The 18,534-nt window shown below is 64.4% G+C and carries 12 protein-coding genes; 8 read left to right on the top strand and 4 right to left on the bottom strand.

Features of this window, described 5'->3' with window-relative positions; genetic code table 11:
• Positions 1-63: 63 nt before the first annotated feature.
• A complete protein-coding gene (locus GGR38_RS10965; protein ID WP_221227070.1) occupies positions 64-423 on the bottom strand; it encodes a c-type cytochrome in 360 nt (119 codons plus the stop codon).
• 142 nt (positions 424-565) lie between these two features.
• Here GGR38_RS10965 and GGR38_RS10960 point away from each other — a divergent pair, with 142 nt between their 5' ends.
• Complete coding sequence (locus GGR38_RS10960) at positions 566-2,065, top strand: FAD-binding oxidoreductase (protein WP_183625391.1); 1,500 nt, start codon at positions 566-568, stop codon at positions 2,063-2,065.
• Between the two features lie 19 nt (positions 2,066-2,084).
• Here the strand turns inward: GGR38_RS10960 and GGR38_RS10955 are convergent, their stop codons facing one another.
• Complete coding sequence (locus GGR38_RS10955; protein ID WP_183625389.1) at positions 2,085-3,287, bottom strand: multidrug effflux MFS transporter; 1,203 nt, start codon at positions 3,285-3,287, stop codon at positions 2,085-2,087.
• A gap of 98 nt (positions 3,288-3,385) precedes the next feature.
• Entirely contained in the window at positions 3,386-5,782 is a 2,397-nt protein-coding gene (locus GGR38_RS10950) for a TonB-dependent receptor (protein WP_183625387.1), read from the bottom strand.
• A 294-nt stretch (positions 5,783-6,076) separates the two neighbouring features.
• Between GGR38_RS10950 and GGR38_RS10945 the strand changes: the two genes are divergently transcribed.
• Positions 6,077-8,671 carry a TonB-dependent receptor gene (locus GGR38_RS10945; RefSeq protein WP_183625385.1) on the top strand — a complete coding sequence of 865 codons (2,595 nt, stop codon included), beginning with the start codon at positions 6,077-6,079 and terminating at the stop codon, positions 8,669-8,671.
• Here the strand turns inward: GGR38_RS10945 and GGR38_RS10940 are convergent, their stop codons facing one another.
• Entirely contained in the window at positions 8,672-9,550 is an 879-nt protein-coding gene (locus tag GGR38_RS10940; RefSeq protein WP_183625383.1) for a LysR substrate-binding domain-containing protein, read from the bottom strand. It lies immediately after the preceding gene.
• A 75-nt stretch (positions 9,551-9,625) separates the two neighbouring features.
• On the opposite strand from GGR38_RS10940, the gene GGR38_RS10935 reads away from it, so the two are divergent.
• The 6 genes from GGR38_RS10935 to GGR38_RS10910 all read left to right on the top strand — a co-directional run bounded on the left by GGR38_RS10935 (position 9,626) and on the right by GGR38_RS10910 (position 18,527).
• On the top strand, positions 9,626-10,606 hold the full coding sequence (locus GGR38_RS10935) for a YeiH family protein (protein WP_183625381.1): 981 nt from the start codon (positions 9,626-9,628) through the stop codon (positions 10,604-10,606).
• 48 nt (positions 10,607-10,654) lie between these two features.
• A complete protein-coding gene (locus GGR38_RS10930; RefSeq protein ID WP_183625379.1) occupies positions 10,655-11,332 on the top strand; it encodes a response regulator transcription factor in 678 nt (225 codons plus the stop codon).
• Positions 11,333-11,334: 2 nt separating this feature from the next.
• The gene (locus GGR38_RS10925; protein ID WP_183625377.1) at positions 11,335-12,696 is read left to right on the top strand and encodes a sensor histidine kinase; all 1,362 of its coding nucleotides are present in this window, start codon (positions 11,335-11,337) and stop codon (positions 12,694-12,696) included.
• Between the two features lie 102 nt (positions 12,697-12,798).
• Positions 12,799-15,990, top strand: a complete 3,192-nt coding sequence (locus GGR38_RS10920) for an efflux RND transporter permease subunit (protein ID WP_183625375.1) — start codon at positions 12,799-12,801, stop codon at positions 15,988-15,990.
• A complete protein-coding gene (locus GGR38_RS10915; RefSeq protein WP_183625373.1) occupies positions 15,983-17,140 on the top strand; it encodes an efflux RND transporter periplasmic adaptor subunit in 1,158 nt (385 codons plus the stop codon). The genes GGR38_RS10920 and GGR38_RS10915 overlap by 8 nt, the downstream gene beginning before the upstream one ends.
• On the top strand, positions 17,124-18,527 hold the full coding sequence (locus GGR38_RS10910) for an efflux transporter outer membrane subunit (protein ID WP_183625371.1): 1,404 nt from the start codon (positions 17,124-17,126) through the stop codon (positions 18,525-18,527). The genes GGR38_RS10915 and GGR38_RS10910 overlap by 17 nt, the downstream gene beginning before the upstream one ends.
• The last annotated feature ends 7 nt before the right edge of the window (positions 18,528-18,534 follow it).

Genomic DNA, 18,534 nt, shown 5'->3' with positions numbered 1-18,534 from the left:
CGCAGGCGCGAAAAAAAGGGCCGGTGGGAGGATGCTCCCACCGGCCCTTTTGCTTGAGCCCAATCAGGATTTTGGCGCGAGGGCCAGGATGGCGGCAATCAGCGCATCGGCCTTTTGCGGCGTCACCTGATGCTGGGCGGGCATCATGGCGGGCCCCCATTTGCCCTTGCTGCCCTTGGCGATGCTTTCCTTGATCGTGGCGGCCCCCTGCGCGCCCTGCCCGGCATAGACCATGGCCACATCCTTCATGGCGGGGCCCACGCGCGCATAATCGGCGCCATGGCAAAAATGGCAGCCATTGGCCACCAATTGCCGGTTCATCGCCAGATAGGGATCGCGGTCCTGACCCTTGGTGCCCTGCGCGGATGCCGCCCCGGCCCCGGCCAATAGTAACAGCCCCGCCCATTTGCGAATATCAGTCATGCCATCTCCCCTATGTCGCAGATATATGCGAGAATTATGGATCTGACATAGGCGATTTGGCTCTTTTCGTCCATGAAATTATCGCTACAGAGAATATATCGGAAGCGCGGGATGAACCGCGCCCGGATGGGAGATTTGTCGCATGAACACGCCTGCTACAGGCCCGCAACCCATTGGCCGACGCGGCGCGATCAAGGCGCTGGCCGGGGCCCTTTCCACCGGCATGCTGGCCGCCTGCAACGGCATGGGCCGCCCGCTCAGCGATGCGGAAAAGCTGTCGCTGAACCAGAGCGTTGAGGGCAAGGTCTATTGGCTGGGCGACGAAGCCTATGAGGTGGCGCGCGGTTCGACCTGCTATCGCGCCAACAAGCCCAAGCGCTATCCGCAGGTCATCGTCCAGCCTTTGTCCGACAAGGACGTGGTGGCCGCTGTCAAATTCGCCAAGGCGCATGGGCTGAAGGTCACCACGCGGTCGGGCGGGCATAGCTGGTCGGCCTCACACATCCGCGATCATTGCGTGTTGATCGACATGGCCCGGATGCAGGAGATCAGCATCGATCCGGCCACCCAGACGCTCTGGGTCAATCCCGGCATGATCGGATCGGTTATCAACCGGCATTTGGAACCCCATGGGCTCGTGGTGCCGACCGCGCATCACCCCTCGCCGGGTATTGGCGGTTTTTGCCTGAATGGCGGGTTTGGCTGGAATTCGCGGCTGTGGGGCAATGGCGCGCGCCATGTGCTGGCAGTCGATGTGGTCAATGCCGATGGCGAGCTGATCCGGGCCGATGCCACGCAGAACAGCGATTTCTGGTGGGCGGCGCGCGGCGGCGGGGCGGGGTTCTTCGGCGTGATCGTGCGGATGCATTTGCAGGCCCGCCCGCGCCCAAAATATTGGAAAGCCACGGTTTACAGCTTCGACAATGCCGCTGCCGTGTTCGACGATGTGATGACATGGGCCTGCAACATCGTGCCCCACGTGCCGCCCTATCTCGAACTGGTGATGTCCACCACGGCCAACAAGCGCGAGACGGGCGAGCCATGCCCGGCGCGCATCTCCATCGCGGCCCTCGCCATCACCGATGACGAGGCGCAGGCGGATGCGGCGCTGGCGCTGCTCGACAGCGTACCGCATCGCGAAAAGGCCAATTTCAAGGTGGAGAAGGTCCCCACCACGCTGGAGGAGCGCTATCAGAGCGGCTTCAAGGCCGACCCTGCAGGGATGCGTTTTGCCGCCGATAATATGTACACCGATGCGCCCACCGAAGTGCTGGTGCCGCGCCTGCGCAAAGTGTTCCTCGAACTCCCCACGCCCCATACGCATACGTTCTGGTTCGCATGGGGGCCGTGCAAGCCCTTCCCCAAGGACATGGCGCTTTCGATGCAGGGGCCGATCTTCCTTGGCACCTATACGCTGTGGGAGGATGAAGCGCAGGACACGATGATGGCCGCATGGCCGCCGATGCAGATGAAGGCTTTGTCCGACCTGTCGCTGGGCGGGCAGTTGAACGATGAGAACATGCTGCACCATCCGCAGCGCTATTACACCGACGAGGCATGGGCCAAATATGAGGCCCTGCGGCAAAAGCATGATCCGCAGGGGCGCTTCGAAGGCTTCCTTGGCAAACCGATGCCGCTGTAATACCGAAAGGCCCGCCCCCTCAGGCGGGCCTTTCCTCATGGGGCAACACCGCCAGGCACAACCGCCCCATCACCGCGCATCCCGCCACGCCCAACGCCATGGGCAGGGCCGTGCCGTTCTGAAACCATGCCACGCCGCTCGACGCGACAAAGCCCAGCCCGAATTGGATCACGCCCAGCAGCGACGAGCCGCTGCCCGCATCGCGGCGCAGGCTGCCGATGGCCAATGTCGCGCTGTTGGGCAGGATCAGCCCCAGCATCCCCACCGCCGCCCCCAAGGCCAGCGCCACGCTCCACCCCGGCCCGAAACCCGCCGCGCCCACCAGCGCCAGCCCCGACACGACATTGGCGGTCAAAGCAAACCGGAGCAGTTCAGGCGGGGAAAAATGCCGCACCAGCCGCCGATTGGCCTCGCCCCCCGCCATCATCGCGACGGTGATCGCGGTGAACACAAAGGTATATTGCGGCTTGGTATAGGCAAACTCGGTCATAAAGGCCTCGGCCGAACCGGTGATGAAGGAAAACAGCGTCCCCGCCGCCGATCCCGCCATCATAGCCAGCAGCGTGAAGCGCCGGCGCGTGATGATCCGGGCGAAATTGCCGATCACGCCGCCTATCGTGATTTCGGCGTGGCGCCGGTCAACCGGCAGGGTTTCGGGCAGGCCAAAGGCGATGGCGGCCATGGTGATGATGCCCATGCCCGTCATCACCGCAAAGATCGCCCGCCAACCGCCCAGCATGATGATCCCCACCCCCAGCGTCGGCGCGACCAAGGGTGTGATCATCCCGATAAGCGTGAGCGCGGCAAAGGCTTTGGCCAGTTCATCGGCATCATAGAGATCGCGCACCACCGCCCGCGCCAGCGTCAGCCCGCAGGCGCCCCCCAGCGATTGCACCAGCCGCAGCGCAACAAACGCCTCAATGCCCCGCGCAAAGCACGCCGCGAAAGCCGCCAGCGTGAACACCGCCGTGCCGATCATCAGCGGGACCTTGCGCCCGAAACGGTCGCTGATCGGGCCATAGATCAATTGCCCCGCCGCCATGCCAAAGAAGAACACCGACAGGCTGGCCGCCACGCCCGAAGCCGATCCGCCCAGATCGCCGCGCATATCGGGCAGAGCGGGCAGATAGGTGTCGGTGGCCAAGGGCCCAAAGGCGGTCAGCAGCGCCAGAATGGCAATCAGGCGCCGAGGGGGAATGGCAGTCGGGATAACTGGCGGCATCAGGCTCTCCATGTTTGGAGCGCCACCTTCAAGCAAAGGCGCGGGCCGCGATAGCAGCCCGCGCCGTAATTCACTTATGCATCAGACGTATAGGCCGCTTAGAACTTGCCCGTCAGGCGCAGGCCAAAGGTGCGCGGCGGGTCCAGCGTGGCCGAACGCGCGCCCGCCACATTGCTCGACGGACGAAAGAACGTGCCAAGCGCGGTCTGGCCGCTCGACCCCACGCCCACCACGGCCTTGTTGGTAAGGTTTTGAACATAGAGCTGCACGGTGAAGCGGTCCTTGGCATCATGCCAGGTCAGATCCGCGTCCAGCTTGGCATAGGCGTTGCGAATGTCGCCGGGCGTCAACAGCGCCGGGTCAATGATGCGCAGCACCGCGCGGCTTTCATAATGGGCGCGCCCGCCCGCCACCAATCGCCCGCCATTGGCCAGATGGAACGTATGCTCATAATTGCCCACAATCGTCCATTCCGGCAGATTGTTGCGGCCCAGATTATATTGCGACACCAGCGCCGAAGTGTTCACCGTGGCCACCGGCGGGGTGCTGTCATACTTGCCCTTGGTCCACAGCGCATCGATGCCGATGCGGTCATTGGGCGTGACAAAGGCCTGAAGATCAACCTCTGCGCCATAGAGGTTGCCGTTGAAGTTCGAGGGATAGGAGGTCTGGCCGATGGCGATGCCGTTCAGGTAATAGAGCTGAAGTTGGCTGACCTGCTGGTCCTTGTACTGCCAGTAGAAGGCCGAGGCATTGAGTTGCAGCTTGCCCCCCATGAAGCGGTTTTTCGAGCCGATTTCATAGGCGGTCAGATGTTCGGGGCGATAGTTGTTCTGCGTGCCGACGGTAAAGCCGCCCGCGCGAAAACCGGTGCGGGCCGTGGCATAGAGCAGCGAGCCGGGGCGCGGATCAAATTCCACGCCGACCTTCCAACTGGTGTTGCCATCACGATACTGGCCGCCATTGGGGACAACGCAGTAATTGGTCGGAAAATAGAACTGACCGTCGAACAGGGTCGGAGCCGATGGCGTACCCCCGCTGGTGCAGGTGCCGCCCGCCGCCGCAATCGTGGTCACATCGCTGGTTGAAAGGCCGCTGGCCACGGTATAGCCGTTCTGGCTCTTGCCGTCGCGCGTATAGCGGATGCCTGCGTTGATCCGCAGATTGGGCGTCAACGCATAGGTCGTATCGCCAAACACGGCCACGTTATGATTGTTCAGCTTGGGCGTGCGCAGGATGGCATAGCCGGTGCTTTGCAGATTGTTGAGCGTGGCGTCCTGATCCTCGTTGAACAGGAAAGCGCCCAGCGTCCAGCGCAGCGGGCCATTGCCGGTCGAGGACAGGCGCGCCTCCAGCGAGAGCTGATCGGCATAGGTCAGATTCCAGAATTTCAGACCATTGGAATAGGTCATGAAATCAATCTTGGTATGCACATAAGAGGGCTGAACCGTCAGCGTGGCCCATGGCATCGCATAGGTGATTTCGGTCGACAGGATCAACTGGTCGGCATTGTTGCGCCCATCCTGACCATAGACCGAGGTGGCGCCATAGCCGGTGGGGCCGGTGTTGGTGAACCCTTGCGGATTGGACACCGCATTGACGCCGCCCACGCTGGTAGAGGCGAAGGAGGGGCACAGGAGCTGGTTCGAACAGGTGCCCGCCGCGCCAAGGCCGAACCACGGGTTGGCCGGGTCGATCCATTCCTGCGTGCCGTTCATGTAATAGCGCCACGTGCTGTAAGGCCCGCGCGAACGGTTGAAATAGGCATCGGCAAACAGCAGCACAGAGAGCTTCTCGCTCGGCTTCCACAACAGGCTGCCGCGCAGGCCATAGTTGTTGGCGTCATCCAGCCCATTGGTGAAATAGCCATCGTGGCGCGTGGTCTGAAACGCCACGCGGCCCACCAGATTTTCGGTGATCGGCGTGTTGATGTAACCGCTGGTGTTGAGCGTGTTGTAATTGCCCAGCGTGATCGAACCGCCGCCCGCCAGCTCATCCTTGGGCCGCGCCGGGATCAGGTTGATCGCGCCCACCGTGGCGTTGCGGCCATAGAGCGTGCCTTGCGGGCCTTTGAGGATTTCGACGCGCTCAAGGTCGTAATAGGCGCTGTTGGCCGAAATCTGGCGCGCCAGCGGTACGCCGCCATAGTTGAAGGCCATGATCGTATCGGCATATTGCGTGCCCGCGCCGCTGGCCAGACCATAGAGACCGATATAGGCGTTGGGATTGGCCACGCTCAGCTTGAGCCCCGGCACGCTGTCGAGCATGGTGCGGCTGTCGCGGACGCCACTTGACGCCAGTTGCTCGGCCCCCAGCGCGGTGATGTTAAGCGCGGTCTTCTGCGTGCTGCTGACGCGGCGTTCGGCGGTGACGACGATGTCCTGAATGGCCGAAACTTCCGGCGCGCCTGCCGGCGGCGCATCAGCGGCCAGAGCCGGCGCCCCGATCAAGGCAAGCATAGTGGATCCCAGCAGGGCAAAGCGCTGCATACTCATTTTTCTCTCCCCAGTCCTTCACCCCGATACCGGCTGTTTATTCGCCCCGAGGCATCGGGGCCTCGGCCATGCTTATGGCAGGCGGGTTTGCGCTCCACTACTACCGCCGGGTGAATATCAGGCCTCCGGTAAAACCGAGGCTTCGGGCAATCCCGTTCTGCATGTAACGGCATAGCTGGTATTGAACCCCCGCGCCTATTGTCAAACCCATCTTGCGCCTAGGTTTCATCCGCCAAGATCAAATGCATCCGCGCGTCAGAAATCAGCGGAGCATGATTGGGAGGAGACATAATAATGAAGTCAGCATATCTGGGCTGCGCGATGAGCGCGGTGGCGGCAGCATTGTGCATGGCGCCCACAGTTCAGGCGCAAACGCAGAACCCGCCTTTCGAAGACAGTGCCCAGACCGAGGATAATGGTCGCGTCAGCCTGCATGACATTATCGTCACCGCGCAAAAGGCGCGCACATCGCTGCAACATACCGTCGGCTCGATCATCGCGGTGGACGGCGACCGCGCGGCCAAGGAAGGCAAGACCACGCTTTCGCAAGTTCTGCGCGACAGCGCGGGCGTACAGTTGATGGGGACGGGCGCCTCGGGTCAGGGCTTCTTCGTCTCGATCCGCGGCGTGGGCTTTGCCCCGGTCTTCGGTCAGGATTCCCCTGTCACCGTCAGCCTGAACGGCGTGTTTCAGCAACGCGCCCAATCCACCCGCGCGCTGTTTTACGACATCGCCCGCGTCGAGGTGGTCAAGGGGCCGGATTCCACGCTCAATGGCCGCAACGCGCTGGGCGGCTCGGTCACGATCATCGCCAATGATCCCTCGCACCGGCTGGAGGCATCGGGCACCGCCGAAATCGGCAATTACGGGCTGCTGGCGGGTCAGGCGATGGTCAACATCCCCATCGGCGACAAGCTGGCCCTGCGCGGCGCGATTTCCAGCGAGGGGCGCAACGGATATCTCTCCAACGGCGGCAGCGACAGCCATGTGACCGGCATGCGCCTGCGCGGATTGTGGGAGCCGAGCAGCAAGTTCAAGATCATCCTGACCGCCGACCATGCGGTGCAGAACGGTCTGGGCCAGCAGCAGTCCTCGACCGGGCTGATCGACCTGACCCAGCCGATCAAATTTCCCACCGGATACTGGACCTCGAACAACCCCTCCTCAGGCTATCGCCGGTTCATCAATGACAATTACTATGCCGACATTACCGCTGATCTCGGCTTTGCCCAATTGTTCGTCCAGCCGACCTATAACCGTTCGCGCTACAGCCTTGAATCGAACACCTTCAGCCTGCTGACCTATCAGACCCGCCTGTCGCAGGCGCTGGCCTCATCCCACCCCGACCCGACCGGCATCGCCGGCGCGCTGGCCAGCACCAACGGCAAGGAAATCTCGCGGCAGGACCAGAAAACGCTGGAGGTGCGCCTGTCGTCGCAGCCGGGCGCGCGGATCAAATGGCTGCTGGGCGGCTATTACCTGAACAACACCGAGGACACCGGCGTCAACCAGCAGGGCGGCACCGGCTATACCACATCGGCGCGCACGACGACGCTGGCCACCACATCGGTTCCGGCCACCGCCGTGGTCGATCCCGGCATCGCCCCACCCGCCTTCTACAGCAGCTATAGCCCGCATCGCGAGGTGCGCAATCTGGCCGGTTTTGGCCAGATCACCTATCCCGTCACCGACCGTTTCCGCGTCACGGCGGGCCTGCGCTACACCGCCGAGCGGAAATTGCGCAACGAACAGGTGGGCAATCTGTGCGTGGCCAATTCGATCCAGACCAGCACCTGCGCCACATCGGGCAACAGCAGCCTGAACGGCACGCCGATCAACACCACCTTGTTCTATCTGCTCGACAATGGCGCGGCGGGCACGACCACCAACAATGGATTGTGGAGCGCCAGCAACCCCACCGGCAACCGCGTGTTCTTCTCGGTCCCGGCCGGGCAACTCAATTCAAACCGGCTCGATTACAAGATCTCGGCGCAATATGACCTCTCGCCCACCTCGAATGTCTATGCGCTGGTCTCCACCGGCTTCAAGAGCGGCGGCTTCATCAACATTCCCCCGCCCAGCAGCGGCTTGCTCAACCCTGGCTTTACCAGCACCTTCGACCCCGAAACCATGACATCCTATGAAATCGGGACCAAGAACGATCTGCTCAACCATCGCTGGCGTCTGAATTTCAGCGCCTTCATCTATGACTATCGCAATTATCAGTTCAGCTATGCCGCACAGGTGTTCAGCCCGACCGCCAATCTTGGCTATACCGCGCGCACCATCGACCCGGATTACACCACCACCATCACCGCCAATGCCGCCCGCGCGCGGACCTTCGGCATGGAGCTGGAAAGCACGGTGATCCTCTCGCCCCATGATCGTTTCACGCTCAACATCTCCTATCTCGACGCCAAGTTCCGCACCGTCAATCTGGCAGGCGGCACGGCGGCCACGGTGGCTTTCGGCCAATCGCTCAGCGGTTTTGCCCTGCCCCGTTCGCCCAAATTCGCTATCTCGCCGGGCTATTCGCATGTGTTCGATGTGGGCCATGCGGGCACGTTGGTCGCCTCGATGGACGGGCGGTTTGAAACGGAAAGCAATCTGGCGATCCCCTCCAATGCGGCGGCCCTTGCGGCGGGATGGTATCGCCAGCCTTCCTTCATGAAGCTCAACGCCACGCTGGCCTTCAATCCGGCCAAGGGCAATTGGGGCGTCACCGCCTATATCCGCAATATCGGCAATGTGGGCACACTGCAAAGCATCAGCCTGCCCACATCCTATACCAATACGGTGCCGGTGTTCGGCGCTCTCAATCAAACCGCGATTGGGTTTGAGGCCGCCGATCCGCGCACCTATGGTGTGACCATCACGGCCAAGTTCTGATTATGAACCGGCCAGCGAGGCGACAAAGGCCTCGCTGGCCGCGCTCAAACGCCGCGCGCGATGAGACAGCATGGCAAAGCCGCGCGGCGCAAAGGGCCAGTCGAGCCGCACCACGCGCCCCGCCGCCACCCGCGAAGCCGCCGCATATTCCGACACCGCCGTAATCAGATCCCCCGCCGCCAAGGCCTCCAGCACCGCGCCATTGGCGGGCAGTTCGAGCCGAATATCCAGATCGCCCCAATCCAGCCCCGCCTGCGCCAAGGCCAGCCCCAGATGCGCCCGCGTCCCCGACCCCATCTCGCGCAGCACCCACGCCGCCCCGCGCAACGCATCATGGTCCAGCGCCCGCCCGGCCAGAGGATGATCGGCCCGCGCATACAGCCCCAGCCTATCCTCGCCCACCGGCATGACGCGCAGCAGATCACCCTGCGCCTCACCCTCGACAAAGGCCAGATCGGCCTCGCCCGCCAGCACGGCCTCGGCACTCTCCTGCGTGTTGCCAAGGGCGAGATCCAGCGCGATGCCCGGATGGCGCGCGGCGAACCGGGCCATGCGCGCGGGCAGCCAATAGGTCGCCACGGTCTGGCTGGCCGCAATACGCAAAGAGCCGCGCCGCAATCCGGCCAGATCATCGAGCGCCTGCGCCGCCTCCCGCGCCCGCGCCAACACCCCGCGCGCCTCGGGCAGAAAGGCGCGCCCCGCCTCGGACAATTCGATCGAGCGCCCCACCCGGTCAAACAGCCGCAGCCCGTGCCGCCCCTCCAGCGCGGCCATCGCGGCGCTGACCGAGGGCTGAGTCAGGTTCAGCTCCTGCGCCGCGCGGGTCATGTTCAGGCTTTGCGCAACGGCGACAAAGATGCGGAGTTGTTCGAGAGTCATTTGATAGATTTACCCTATCATAAATATAGATTCAATTGATTGGATCATTGAATGGTGCAGGCGCAAAAGCCCCCCATGCAAACGCGCTCCCTCCTCCCCGGCCTCATCCTCGCCGCCGCCATTGCCCTTGCCGCCTTCGCGCTGGAGCAAGTCCAGCATTGGCTGCTGGGCAAGGTCTGGCTCGATGCGCTGGTGCTGGCGATCCTGCTGGGCGCCTGCGCGCGCAGCCTTCGGCCTGTGCCCCAAGCCTGCACGCGCGGCATCGCCTTTGCCGCCAAGCCGGTGATGGAATGGGCCGTCGCGCTGATGGGCGCCACGGTCGGTCTGGGCGCGCTGGCAGGCATGGGCGCCGGGCTCGTGGGGGCGATTGTCGCGCTGATCGCGCTGACCATCGCGGTCGGCTATGCGCTTGGCCGCTGGCTGGGGCTGAGCGGACGGATGGCGATGCTGGTGGCCTGCGGCAATGCGATCTGCGGCAATTCGGCCATCGCTGCCGTGGCCCCCGCCATTGATGCCGATGGCGACGATGTGGCCGCCTCCATCGGGTTTACTGCGGTGCTGGGCATTGCGGTGGTGCTGATCGTGCCAGTGCTGGCCGGGGCCTTGCATCTCGATGCCGTGCGCGGAGGGATGCTGGCGGGGCTGACGGTCTATGCCGTGCCGCAGGTGCTGGCCGCCGCCCATCCGCTGGGGCCGGTCGCGGTGCAGGTGGGCGCGCTGGTCAAACTGGTGCGCGTGCTGATGCTGGGGCCGGTGGTGACGGTGCTTTCGCTGACCCATGGCGGCGGCGCGGCCAAGGGGCGTTTCTTTCCGCTCTTCATCCTCGGCTTTCTGGCGCTGGCCGTCGCGCATACCGCAGGCTTGATCCCGCCCGCCCTGTCGGACGCCGCCCATCGCGCCAGCCTGCTGCTGACCGTGCTGGCCATGGCCGGGCTTGGCCTCAGCGTCGATCTGGCGCTGGTGGCCCGTGCCGGGCTGCGGGTCAGCGCCAGTGCTGTGCTGTGCCTGATGGTACTGTTTGCCGTGGCGGTGCTGATCGTGCGCATGCTGGGCTAAACTGCATTTCACTTGCCCGCCCCCGCGCCAAGGCATTAGGGGACAGGCATGGTCCAGATAATGGTGGTGGAAGACGATGCCGAAGTGGCGCAGGTGATCGCTGATCGTCTGCGCGCGCAAGGCTATGACGTGCTGCGCGCCACCACCGGGCGCGAGGCGCTGGCCCATACCCATACCACCCGTTTCGATGCGATCACACTGGACCGGATGCTGCCCGATATGGACGGGCTGGCGCTGGTGGCGCGGCTGCGCGCCGAACAGGTGATGACGCCGGTGCTGATGATTTCCTCGCTGGGCGATGTCGATCAACGCATTGCGGGCCTGCGCGCGGGCGGCGATGATTACATGGTCAAACCCTTTGCCCCCGACGAGGTGGCGATGCGGGTCGAGGTCTTGCTGCGGCGCGGGCGCGATTATCCGGCCGAGGGGCGGATCGTGGTCGGCCCGCTGGAAATGGACCTGATCAAGCGCAAGGTCTGGCTGCATGGCGAGCCGGTGGCCTTGCTGCAAAAGGAGTTCCGCCTGCTCGAATTCCTCGCCCGCCATCCGGGCCAGATCCTGAGCCGCCAGATGATATTTGAGCAGGTCTGGGGCTATTTCTTTGATCCGGCGGACAATCTCATCAATGTCCATATCGGCAAATTGCGGCGCAAGCTGGAACAGCCCGGCCATGCCCCCATCATCGAAACGGTGAAGGGCGAAGGCTATCGGCTGGTGGTGGGCTGATCTTGCGCATCCCCCGCCCCCACCCTTCGCTGCGCTGGGCCGAATTACAGCGGACATCCACCTTTCGGCTGATGCTGGCGCTGGGGGCGGTGTTTCTGGTGGCGGTGGCCTTGCTGCTGGGCATCACCTATCGGCTGACCCAACGCGAGCTGATTAACCGATCCGACCTCATCCTCGCCTCGGAAACCGCGCGGCTGGGCAGCGGGACGGCCGACGAACGCGCAAACCGGGTGCAGGCCGCGATTGCCGCCAGCACCTCCGGCCTCAATTATTTCGCGCTGATCGACGCACAGGGGCACGAGATCGCGGGCAATCTGCACTGGTCCGGCCCGCCACCCGCCGAGACCATGAAGGAATGGCACGCCGGAACGCTGGCCCCCAGCCCATTACTGACCATGACCACGCGCCTGCCCGACGGGCAAAGCCTGATCGTGGCGCGCGACATTACGCCTGCGGTCGAATTTCGCGCGCGCATCCTGGCGCTGTCGCTGACCACCGGGACGGTGGTGGTGCTATCAGCCGTGGTGGCGGCCGTGGCGCTGGGGCTTGGCCCGCTGCGCCGCATCGGGCAATTGCGAACCGACGCCAAACGCATCTCGGCGGGCGAATTTTCGCACCGTATGCCCGTGTCGCCCCGGCGCGACGAACTCGATCTGGTGGCCACCACGATGAACGGCATGGTCGAGGAAATCGAGCGGCTGATGGTGCAGGTCAAAGGCGCCACCGATGCCATCGCCCATGATCTGCGCAGCCCGCTGGCCCGGCTGCGGATGCGTCTGGCGATGATCGAGCCAAGGCCCGAGAGCGTCGATCAGGCGGTTGAGGATATTGACGCGCTGCTGGCGCGCTTTGACGCGCTGTTGCGCATTGCCGAGCTGGAGGCGGCCAATCGCCGTGCCGGTTTCGGCCCGCTTGACCCGATGATGCTGATGACCAGCGCCGCCGAACTCTATGAGCCACTGGCCGAGGAGCGCGAGATCGAAATCGCACTGAGCGGCAGCTATGGCCATCAAATCATTGGCGATGAGGCGCTCTTGGTCGAGGCGGTCGGCAACCTGCTGGACAATGCGATCAAATTTGCGCCCCATGGCGGCAAGATCCGCCTGTGCCTGATCCGGCGGGGCGAGGAAATGGCGATAGAACTGGCCGACAACGGGCCGGGCATCGCACGATCCGAACGCGATGCGGTGCTGCGCCGTTTCTATCGCGGCGCGGCCAGCCGCCAGACACCAGGCTCGGGGTTGGGCCTCAATCTGGTGGCCGCGATTGTCCATCTCCACGGCTTCGGGCTGGAGTTGGACGATGCCGCGCCGGGTCTGATCGTGCGGATCCGCGCGCCCGAATTTCGCACCGGTCCGGCATAAACCCAACCTAAAATCCAATTCATTTGAAACCAGCCCCGCGTGAGACGAAACGCATGATCGCAACCGGCGCATCCCCCAACGCGTCGTCAAGATCGGGTATTCATGCTCCAACTCGTCAAAATCGCCCTAGGCAAGCCATACACATTCGTGGTCATGGCCATCCTTATCGTGCTGGGCGGCTCCATCGCCTGGCTGCGTTCGCCCACCGATATTTTCCCCGACATCAAGATGCCGGTGATTGCAGCGGTATGGACCTACAAGGGTCTGCCCCCCGAAGACATGGCCGGGCGCGTGGTCTATTATTACGAGCGCCAGCTCTCCACCACCGTCAACGATATCGACCATGTTGAGAGCCAGTCCTATGCGGGCGTCGGCGTGGTCAAGATCTTCTTTCACCCCGGCGTCGACATCCGCACCGCCACCGCGCAGGTGACCGCGATTTCGCAGACCGTGCTGAAACAAATGCCCCCGGGCATGACCCCGCCGCTGGTGATGAATTACAACGCCTCGACCGTGCCGATCCTGCAACTGGCGCTGTCCTCGCCTTCGCTTGGCGAACAGAAGGTGTTCGACTATGGCATCAACGCCATCCGCCCCGGCCTTGCCCAGGTCGAAGGCGCCGCCGTCCCCACCCCCTATGGCGGGCGCGAGCGTCAGATCCAGATCGACATCGACCCCGCCGCGCTTCAGGCGCACCACCTCTCGGCCACCGATGTGGGCACGGCCCTTGCTGCGCAGAACCAGATCGTGCCGCCCGGCAGCGCGCGCATCGGCACCTATGAATATAACGTCCATCTCAACAACAGCCCCAGCGCCATCGACGATCTCAACAAGCTGCCGATCCGCACGGTTGGCGGCACGACGATCACGATCGGCGATGTGGCCCATGTGCATGACGGTTCGCCGCCCCAGCAGAATGTCGTGCGCGTTGACGGCACCCGCGCGGTGCTGATGACCATCCTGAAGGCAGGGTCAGCATCGACCGTGGCGATTGTCGACGGGGTCAGGAACATCGTGCCGCAACTGGCCGTGACGCTGCCCTCCGATCTCAAGATCTCCTACCTTTCCGACCAGTCGATCTTTGTAAAAGGCGCGGTGTCGGGCGTGATCCGCGAAGGCGTGATCGCCGCCGTGCTGACCAGCCTGATGATCCTGCTCTTCCTCGGTTCGTGGCGCTCGACGGTCATCATTGCCGCCTCGATCCCCTTGGCCGTGCTGGCCGCCGTCATGGGCCTTGCGGTCACGGGCGAGACGCTCAACATCATGACGCTGGGCGGCCTCAGCCTTGCGGTGGGCATTCTGGTGGATGACGCCACCGTCACGATCGAAAACATCAACTGGCACCTTGAACAGGGCAAGGGCGTGCAGGAGGCCATCCTCGACGGCGCGCAGCAGATCGTCCAGCCCGCTCTGGTCAGCCTGCTTTGCATCTGCATCGCCTTTGTGCCGATGTTCTTTCTGCCGGGCGTTGCGGGCTTCCTCTTTGCGCCCATGGCCAAGGCGGTGGTCTTCGCCATGATCGCCTCGTTCATCCTCAGCCGCACGCTGGTGCCCACCATGGGCAATTTCCTGCTGCGCGCCCACGCCCCCGAACATATCGGCGAGCAGATGCGCGAGCATGACGCCACCGTGGGCCATGCCAACACGCATAACCCCTTGCGCCGTTTCCAGCATGGTTTCGAGGTCCGCTTCGAAAAGGCGCGCAGTTGGTATGTCGGCGTGCTCAGCCTCGCTCTGGCGCAGCGCAAACAGGTGGTGGTTGGCTTTGCCGTGATCGTCGCACTTTCGCTGGTGCTGGTGCCTTTCCTTGGGCGCAATTTCTTCCCCTCGGTGGATACCGGCCAGATCGGCATTCACGTGCGTGCGCCCGTCGGCACCCGCATCGAGGAAACCGCCGCCCAGTTCGACCGCATCGAGGCCCGCGTGCGCGCCGATCTGCCCAAGGGCGAGATCGCCAGCGTGACCGACAATATCGGCCCGCCGGTTTCGGGCATCAACCGCGCCTATTCAAACACCGGCGGCATCGGCCCACAGGATGGCGACATCCTGATCTCGCTGAAGGAAGATCACGCCCCCACCGACGAGCATCTGCGCAAGCTGCGCGCCGATCTGCCGCGCGCCTTTCCGGGCACGGTGTTCTCGTTCCTGCCGGTTGATATCGTCAGCCAGATCCTGAACTTTGGCGCGCCCGCCCCCATCGACGTGATGATCACCGGCCCCGACGCCAAGGCCAATGAAGCCTATGCCCATAATGTCGCCGCCAAGATGGCGCGGCTGGGCGGCGTGGTCGATGTTCGCCTGCAACAGGCGTCGAACTATCCCCAGATCGGCGTCAACATCGACCGTGCGCAGGCCGACCGTCTGGGCATCACCGAAAATGACGTGACGCGCTCGCTCTCGGTGGGCCTGTCGGGTTCCAGTCAGGTGGCCCCCACCTTCTGGCTCAATCCCAAGAACGGCGTGTCCTACCCCATCGTGGTTCAGGCGCCGCTGTGGCACACCGACTCCATCTCCGCCCTGCAAAACACGCCCGTAAGCGGCAGCACCGGCGCCTTCCAGACGCTCTCGGCGCTGGGCACATTGCAGCGCGGCCCCAGCCCGGCGGTGATTTCCCACTATTCGATCAAGCCTGCCTTCGACATCTATGCCGCCACGCAAGGGCGCGATCTGGGCGCGGTTTCGGCCGATATCCAAAAGATCCTGGACGCCACCAAGGGCGATCTGCCCAAGGGCGCCCAAGTGGCACTGCGCGGCCAGACCCAAACGATGAACACCGCCTTTGTCGGCCTGATTGCCGGTCTGGCGGGCGCCATCGTGCTGATCTACCTGCTTATCGTGGTCAATTTCCAGAGCTGGGCCGATCCGGCCGCCATTGTCTCGGCCCTGCCCGCGGCGCTGGCGGGGATTGCGTGGATCCTGTTTGCCACGGGCACCACGCTTTCGGTGCCTGCGCTGACGGGCGCGATCCTGTGCATGGGCGTGGCCACGGCCAACTCGGTGCTGGTGGTCAGCTTTGCCCGCGAAAGGCTGGCGGCCTGCGGCGATGCGCTTGCCGCCGCGCTGGAGGCCGGCTCCACCCGTTTCCGTCCCGTTCTGATGACGGCGCTGGCGATGATCATCGGCATGGGCCCGATGGCGCTGGGCATGGGCGAAGGGGGCGAACAAAACGCCCCGCTTGGCCGCGCCGTCATCGGCGGCCTCATCTTTGCCACCATGGCCACGCTGGTTTTCGTGCCCGTGGTGTTCAGCCTGATCCATCGCGGCGATCAGAAGGAGCTTTCCCACAATGACTGACTTTTCCTCAACGCAGGCCACCCCTCCCCCCCCCCGGGGCCTGCGGTCGGCGGGCATCACGGCTGGCATCGTCGCGATCGCCGTGGTGCTCGCCGGCACCTATTGGCGCATGCATGAAAGTGCGCAGGCGCATGAATGGGCCGAAACGCAAAGCACGCCCACGGTCCGCCTGATCACCCCCAAGCCCAGCGGGGCCAGCGACGAGCTGGTCCAGCCCGGCACGATCGAGGCATGGACATCGGCGCGCCTCTTTGCCCGCGTGCCCGGCTATGTGCGCGCATGGTATGCCGACATCGGCGCGCATGTGGCGGCGGGCGCTCCTTTGGGCGCCATCGACACGCCCGAACTGGACCAGCAGATCATTCAGGCCCGCGCCACCCTTGTCCGCGTCAAGGCCGAGGCCACGCTGGCCCGCACCACGGCGGCGCGCTGGACCGATCTGCTCAAATCCCATTCGGTTTCGCAGCAGGAAACCGATGAAAAGAACGCCAATGCCGCCACCCATGTCGCCGCCGTGGCCGAGGCGCAGGCCAATCTGGGCCGGTTGCTGGCGATGAAGGCCTATGCCACGATCCGCGCGCCTTTTGCCGGAACCGTGACGCTGCGTAATGCCGATATCGGCGATCTGGTCGGGCCGGGTTCGACCAACCAAAACCCGATGTTCGCCATGGCCGACGGCCACCGGTTGCGCGTCTATGTCAGCGTGCCGCAGCAATATGCGCCGCTGATGCATTCGGGCCTTTCGGCGCGGCTGACGGCGCCCGCATGGCCGGGGCGCAATTTTGAGGCAAAGCTGGTCGATCAATCGGGCGCGATCAATCCGCAGACCGGCGCGCTGCAAGTGCAATTGGTAATGGACAATGCCGATGGCGCGCTGCGCCCCGGCGGTTTTGCGCAGGTGCATTTCGATGTGCCGGTGCCCGCCGGTCGCCTCAATGTGCCGTCCAGCGCGCTGATACTGCGCGGCGGCGGGGTCAAGGTAGCCACCGTGGACGCCTCGGGCAAGGTCCATTTCGCCACCGTCACCATCGCGCAGGATCAGGGCAATTCGGTCGAGATCAGCTCGGGCCTCAAGCCGGGCGAAAAGGTGATCGACAGCCCGCCCGATTCGCTGCTGGAAGGGGAAACGGTGCATGTTGCGCATGGATAAACGCTGGATCGGGCTTCTGCCCTTGCTGGCGGCGGCATGCAGTCAGGCCCCCGCCTATCGCCCGCCCGCAGCCCCTCTGCCCGCCAAATTCGCCGATGCCGACAAGGTTTGGGGCGAGGCCCAGCCCGCCGCGCCCGCCACGGATAAGGCCTGGTGGCGCGCTTTGGGCGATCCGGCGCTCGATGCGATGGAGGACCGGCTGGAGCAGGACAATCCCAGCCTTGCCGCCATCCTTGCCAAGCACCGTCTGGCCATGGCGGCGCTGCGCCAAAGCAAGGCAGCCACGATGCCCGATGTGGAATCGGGCGGCACCTTGACCCGCAACCGGCAGTCGGACGACCGACCCCTGCGCGGATCAACTCAGCCTTCCTATTACGAGGCCGATACGGTCAGCGCGACCGTCAGCTATGAGCTGGACCTGTGGGGCCGGGTGCGCGACAGCGTGAAGGCCGCCCGCGCCAATGCGCAGGCCAGCGCCGATGACGCCGCCGCGCTGCGCCTAGCGCTTCAGGCCGATCTGGCCAGCACGTGGGCAGCGATGCGCGGGGCGGATCTGGAAATCGCGATCCTCTCGGACGCGGTGGGCGCCTATCAGCGCGCCGATGATGTGACCCATCACCGCTATGACGGCGGGATTGCCACCGGCATTGATGTGGGCCGCGCAGATGCACAGTTGGCCGATGCGCAGGCGCAATTGGCGCAGGTGCGCGCCCAGCGGGCCGTGCTGGCCCATGCGGTGGCCACGCTGGCGGGCATTCCGGCGGGCGAGGCCAAGATCGACACGCTCGATCATCCGCTCTCGGTGATCGGCGCACCATCGGCCCTGCCCGCGGCCTTGCTGCAACGCAGGCCCGACATCGCCGCGGCCGAAAGGCGGATGTATGCCGCCAATCGCGCCATCGGCGTGGCCCGCGCAGCGCGTTTCCCGCAAATCTCGCTGGGCGGCAATGGCGGTTTTCAAAGCATGGCCGTGTCCAGCCTGATTTCCGCGCCCAATGCTTTCTGGGCGCTGGGGCCGCAATTCTCGCTGCCGATCTTTGATGGCGGGCGGATCAAGGCGCGCATCGAATCCGCGCGCGCCGATTGGGACGCGGCCGCCGCCAATTATCGCGGCGGCGTGTTGCAAGCCATGCGCGAGGTCGAGGATGGCCTGACATCCATGGACCAGTTGCAGCAGGAGGGCGCGGCCCAAACCCGCGCTGCCACCGCCGCCGGGCAGGCCGCAAAGCTGTCCTATGAGCTCTATATCAAGGGCGCGAACACACTGCTCGATGTGGTGACGGCCGAGACCGCCGAACTGGCCGCCCGCCGCCGCGCCGCGCAAGTGGCCACCCAGCGGGTACAGACCAGCATCGCCCTTGTCCGCGCGCTGGGGGGAGCAGCTTAAAACGCCG

The organism is Novosphingobium sediminicola (assembly GCF_014196525.1).
Taxonomy (GTDB): domain Bacteria; phylum Pseudomonadota; class Alphaproteobacteria; order Sphingomonadales; family Sphingomonadaceae; genus Novosphingobium; species Novosphingobium sediminicola.
The sequence above is the reverse complement of the archived record's forward strand: the minus strand, read 5'-3'. Positions and strand labels throughout refer to the sequence as shown.

Excerpts from the sequence above, each read along its gene's own strand:
- GGR38_RS10965 (WP_221227070.1), bottom strand. The coding sequence starts at position 423 with ATGACTGATATTCGCAAATGGGCGGGGCTGTTACTATTGGCCGGGGCC.
- GGR38_RS10960 (WP_183625391.1), top strand. The coding sequence starts at position 566 with ATGAACACGCCTGCTACAGGCCCGCAACCCATTGGCCGACGCGGCGCG.
- GGR38_RS10955 (WP_183625389.1), bottom strand. The coding sequence starts at position 3,287 with ATGCCGCCAGTTATCCCGACTGCCATTCCCCCTCGGCGCCTGATTGCC.
- GGR38_RS10950 (WP_183625387.1), bottom strand. The coding sequence starts at position 5,782 with ATGAGTATGCAGCGCTTTGCCCTGCTGGGATCCACTATGCTTGCCTTG.
- GGR38_RS10945 (WP_183625385.1), top strand. The coding sequence starts at position 6,077 with ATGAAGTCAGCATATCTGGGCTGCGCGATGAGCGCGGTGGCGGCAGCA.
- GGR38_RS10940 (WP_183625383.1), bottom strand. The coding sequence starts at position 9,550 with ATGACTCTCGAACAACTCCGCATCTTTGTCGCCGTTGCGCAAAGCCTG.
- GGR38_RS10935 (WP_183625381.1), top strand. The coding sequence starts at position 9,626 with ATGCAAACGCGCTCCCTCCTCCCCGGCCTCATCCTCGCCGCCGCCATT.
- GGR38_RS10930 (WP_183625379.1), top strand. The coding sequence starts at position 10,655 with ATGGTCCAGATAATGGTGGTGGAAGACGATGCCGAAGTGGCGCAGGTG.
- GGR38_RS10920 (WP_183625375.1), top strand. The coding sequence starts at position 12,799 with ATGCTCCAACTCGTCAAAATCGCCCTAGGCAAGCCATACACATTCGTG.
- GGR38_RS10915 (WP_183625373.1), top strand. The coding sequence starts at position 15,983 with ATGACTGACTTTTCCTCAACGCAGGCCACCCCTCCCCCCCCCCGGGGC.
- GGR38_RS10910 (WP_183625371.1), top strand. The coding sequence starts at position 17,124 with ATGTTGCGCATGGATAAACGCTGGATCGGGCTTCTGCCCTTGCTGGCG.